The following is a 3,997-nucleotide window of genomic DNA, read 5'->3' as shown; positions in this document are numbered from 1 at the left end:
TCCGTCGGGCCCGCAGGCCTCGGCGTCGCCGCCTCCCACGGGCTGGAGGGCCCGGCCCTGCCAGGCCTGCTCCAGGGCCTGGGTGAAGACCTCGGCGGGCTGACCGCCGGAGACGCCGTAGCGGCGGTCCAGGACGAAGAACGGCACCCCGTCGGCACCGAGTTCCGCGGCCTCGCGCTCGTCGGCCCGTACGGCGTCGGCGTAGGCGGACTCGTCGGCGAGCACGGACCGGACCTCGGCCTCCTCCAGACCGGCCTCCACGCCGAGCGCCACCAGGGTCTCGGGATCGAAGACCGAGCGCTCCTCGGCGAAGTTGGCGCGGTAGGCCAGGTCCAGGAGCTCGTTCTGCCGCCCGCGGTCCCGGGCCAGGTGGAGCAGGCGGTGGATGTCGAAGGTGTTGCCGTGGTCGCGGCCCTCGGTACGGTAGCCGAGCCCCTCGGAGCGCGCGTTGGACGCGACGTGCTCCTCCATGGCCCGGGCCTCCTCCAGGGTGCGGCCGTACTTCGTCGCCAGCATCTCCAGGACGGGGGCGGTGTCCCCCTTGGCCCGGTTCGGGTCGAGCTCGAAGGAACGGTGCACGACCTCCACCTCCTCGCGGTGGGCGAAGGCCGCGAGCCCCTTCTCGAAGCGGGCCTTCCCGATGTAGCACCAGGGGCAGGCGATGTCGCTCCAGATCTCGACGCGCATGGGGGTTCTCTCCGGGAGGGTGGGCGGTGGTCCTGACGGCGACGGAACGCCGCCGGCCTCCCGGTTCATTCCGTTCCGGCGCCGAGTGTGAGGCGGAGCACCAGGTGGCGGCCCTCCCCGCGCCCCGGACCCGGCCCCCTCGCCGCGGCCTGCGCACCGCTCACGCGCGGCAGGCGGACGCGCCCGACGTGGCGGGGCCGTGGATCGGGTCAGCCGGCGGCGGTCCGGTGCGCGGCCCGTTCCCAGAGGTCCAGGCCCGCGCGGACGAGCGCGTGCAGGGCCGCGGTCTCCTCGGCCGTCCAGGCTCCCCCGCCGGCGTCCGGTTCGGGGGCGTCACCGCCGAAGAGCTTCTCGTAGGCGCTGTCGGGGACCGGCCCCCGGGAGGGGAGCTGCGGTCCGGCCCGCAGGCTGTGGGAGAGGTCGTCGAAGAAGTTCCACGCGTCCAGCAGCAGTCCCGCCGGGACCGGGCCGAGGCCGGGATGCTCGGCCCATCGCCGCACGCCCTCCAGGTCGAGGATGGCTTCCCCCTCCGGGACGAGCACCCCTCCGGTGCGGTCGCAGTGTTCCCGTACGTCCGCGGGGTCGTGGAACGCGAGGAGTTCCCCGAGGCCGTCGACGGCGAACTCGTCGCGGGCATCGCCCTCTCCGGGCCGCCAGACCAGCGTCAGGTCCCCTTCCGCGGTCACGATGCGGTACGGATAACAGTCGGCCATGCGAGCTCTCCCCTGATGGCGTGACGGCACTCGCCACAGGGAGCACCCTGCCTGCGACGATCGCCGTGCGGCAAGGGCGTTCGGGGGCGGGGAGGGGCCGGCGGGGACGGCGATGCCCGTGGCCGGTCCCGCTTCCGCCCCGTCGGGCCCGGCCCGGGTGCGGGGCCCTGGCGGCGAGGCGGATGTGCGAGGGAGGGACGGAGTGAGAAGAGTGAGGACGGGCGCGACAGCACGGGCGTGTCGTGCCGCGGCGCTGAGTGCGGCGCTCACGCTGTCGGCGGCGGGGTGCTCGCCGGAGTTGCGTCCCCTGGTGGCGGTGTACGTGGACCAGCGGGGCAGCGCCCAGGCGCTGCTGCGACCGTGCGACGACGACGGCCGGGTGCGTGCTCCCCGGCTGCTCGGCACCGCTGTCCGCGTCCCGCAGGAGGACCTGTCGGACGAGGGGCGGGGCACCGCACCGGAAACGCCCCCGGGGGAGGAGCCCTGGATCGGCTGGGAGACGCGCGGGACGCACGAGGCGGCGGACTTTCCGCTGTTCGCCCCGCCCGCGCGCTGGGGCGCGGAGCTCCGTGGTCCGAGAAGCCCGCGACCGGGCTACACGTACGAGCTCGCGTTCACCGATCCCGAGGACTCCTACGCCTACAACGCCTCGGTGACGTTCGACGCCGGGCAACTCGCGGCGGTCCCGGCCGGAGAGGTTCTGACCCTGCGAGGCACCATGCCGAGGCCGGAATTCGAGGCCCTGGCACGCAAGGCCTGTTGACCACCCTCGCCACGGGTCCGGTCGGGAGGTCAGGAGGCGGGGACGGACCCGGCGGGTGCCGTGCCCCTGCGGTAGCGGCCGGGGGCCAGGCCGTACTGGCGCTTGAAGGCCTTGGCGAAGGCGAACTCCGAGGAGTAGCCGCACCGTCCGGCGACGGAGCGGAGCGGGAGGTCGCCGGTGCGCAGCAGGCGGCCCGCCGTGGTCATCCGCCACCAGGTGAGGTACGCGAGCGGCGCCCGGCCCACGAGGGCGGAGAACCGGCGGGCGAAGGCGGCGCGGGAGAGGCCGGTGAGGGCGCCGAGTTCCTCCACCGTCCAGGACCGGGCGGGGTCTCCGTGGAGGGCTCGCAGGGCCGCGGCGACGGCGGGGTCGGCGAGGGCGGCGGACCAGCCGGTGGTGAGGTCGGCGCGTTCGGTGAGCCACCAGGTGCGGAGCAGGTGGAGCAGGAGCGTGTCGAGCAGGGCCGGGACCACCGCGTCGGCGCCCGGCTGCGGTTCGGCGAGTTCCGCGCCGAGCAGGTCGACGGCGGCGCGCAGCCGGGGGTGGGCGCCGACCCGGGCGGGGAGGTGCACGAACGCCGGGAGGTCGGTCAGCAGCGGATGGGCCCGGTCCCGGTCCAACTGGTAGGCGCCGCAGAGCAGCAGGGTCTCCTCGCTGCCGACGGGGCCGCGGTCCGGCGGGGTGGGCCAGGAGCCGTCCGGCGCGGGCACGGCGTCCACGAGCGGGGTGTCGGGCCGGTCGGCCAGGCCGTGGCCGGTGCTCGCCGGGGCCGAGCCGGACGGGCGGGGCGCCGTCCGGCGGGAGCAGCCAGGCGGTGCCCTGGAGGACGACATGGGTTCCACGAGCTCGGCGGCCCCGAGGTGCTCGGCGTGGAGGAGGTGCCGCTGCCCGCGCCGGGCCCCGGGGAGGTCCGCGTCCGGGTGGACGCGGTCGGCCTCAACCGGGCCGACGTTCTCTTCCGCTCCGGCACCTACCACTACGCCCCGACGCTGCCCGGGGCACGGCTCGGGTACGAGGCGGCCGGGGTGGTCGAGGAGGTCGGCGCGGGGGTGACCGCGTACGCCCCGGGCGATCCGGTGATGGCGGCCGCCAATTTCGACTTCGGGGTCCACGGGGTGCACGCGGAGCGGGTGGTGCTGCCGGAGGAGTACCTGGTGGCCCGCCCCGAAGGGGTGGACGCGGTGACGGCGGCGGCGGTCTGGCTGACGTACTTCACGGCGTACGGCGGGATGGTGGAGACCGGCGGTCTGCTGCCCGGGCAGCACGTGGTGATCACGGGCGCCTCCAGCGGGGTGGGGACGGCGGCGGTGCAGACCGCGCTGCGGGTCGGGGCGGTCCCGATCGCCACCACCCGGGGCGAGGCCAAGCGGAAGGCGCTGCTGGACCTGGGGGCCGCGCACGTGGTGGTCACGGAGAGCGAGGACGTGACCGCGGCGGTGCGCGGGATCACCGGCGGGGCGGGCGCCGACCTGGTCTTCGACGCGATCGGGGGCCCGGGGTTCGCGGCGCTGGGGGACGCGTTGCGACCCGGCGGCACCGCCGTGCTGTACGGCTGGCAGGACCCGCGGCCGGTGACGCTGTCGCGGAACTGGCCGCAGACCACGCACACGTACGCCAACGGAGCGCCGGCCCGGACCCCCGAGGGGCGCCGCCGGGCCTCCGGGTTCATCGGTTCGGGGCTGCGCGACGGCTCCCTCGCGCCGGTGATCGCCGAGACCTTCGACGGCCTGGATCGGATCGCCGACGCCCACCGGCTGATGGAGTCGGGCGCGCACACCGGCAAGATCGTGCTGCGGGTGGGGCACTGAGCGGCTCGCACGGAGGCGGTACGGGG

The 3,997-nt window shown here is 75.8% G+C and carries 4 protein-coding genes and 1 pseudogene; 2 read left to right on the top strand and 3 right to left on the bottom strand.

Going from position 1 to position 3,997, the window contains the following annotated elements; all coding sequences use genetic code 11:
• Both RIF68_RS29985 and RIF68_RS29980 read right to left on the bottom strand, forming a co-directional pair.
• Nucleotides 1-687: DsbA family oxidoreductase (locus RIF68_RS29985; protein WP_309054421.1), on the bottom strand; the 687-nt coding region annotated here is incomplete at its 3' end.
• A 209-nt stretch (nt 688-896) separates the two neighbouring features.
• Entirely contained in the window at nt 897-1,400 is a 504-nt protein-coding gene (locus RIF68_RS29980; RefSeq protein WP_309054420.1) for a hypothetical protein, read from the bottom strand.
• 310 nt (nt 1,401-1,710) lie between these two features.
• On the opposite strand from RIF68_RS29980, the gene RIF68_RS29975 reads away from it, so the two are divergent.
• A complete protein-coding gene (locus RIF68_RS29975; protein ID WP_309054419.1) occupies nt 1,711-2,163 on the top strand; it encodes a hypothetical protein in 453 nt (150 codons plus the stop codon).
• 29 nt (nt 2,164-2,192) lie between these two features.
• Here RIF68_RS29975 and RIF68_RS29970 read toward each other — a convergent pair.
• Nucleotides 2,193-3,003, bottom strand: a pseudogene (locus RIF68_RS29970) (AraC family transcriptional regulator); the annotation flags it as partial.
• A 29-nt stretch (nt 3,004-3,032) separates the two neighbouring features.
• On the opposite strand from RIF68_RS29970, the gene RIF68_RS29965 reads away from it, so the two are divergent.
• Nucleotides 3,033-3,971, top strand: coding sequence for a zinc-dependent alcohol dehydrogenase family protein (locus RIF68_RS29965; RefSeq protein WP_309054418.1), 939 nt, complete (start codon nt 3,033-3,035; stop codon nt 3,969-3,971).
• Nucleotides 3,972-3,997 lie beyond the last annotated feature (26 nt).

It is taken from the genome of Streptomyces sp., assembly GCF_031178505.1.
GTDB lineage: Bacteria > Actinomycetota > Actinomycetes > Streptomycetales > Streptomycetaceae > Streptomyces > Streptomyces gulbargensis.
This window is presented reverse-complemented; position numbering and strand designations above follow the sequence as displayed.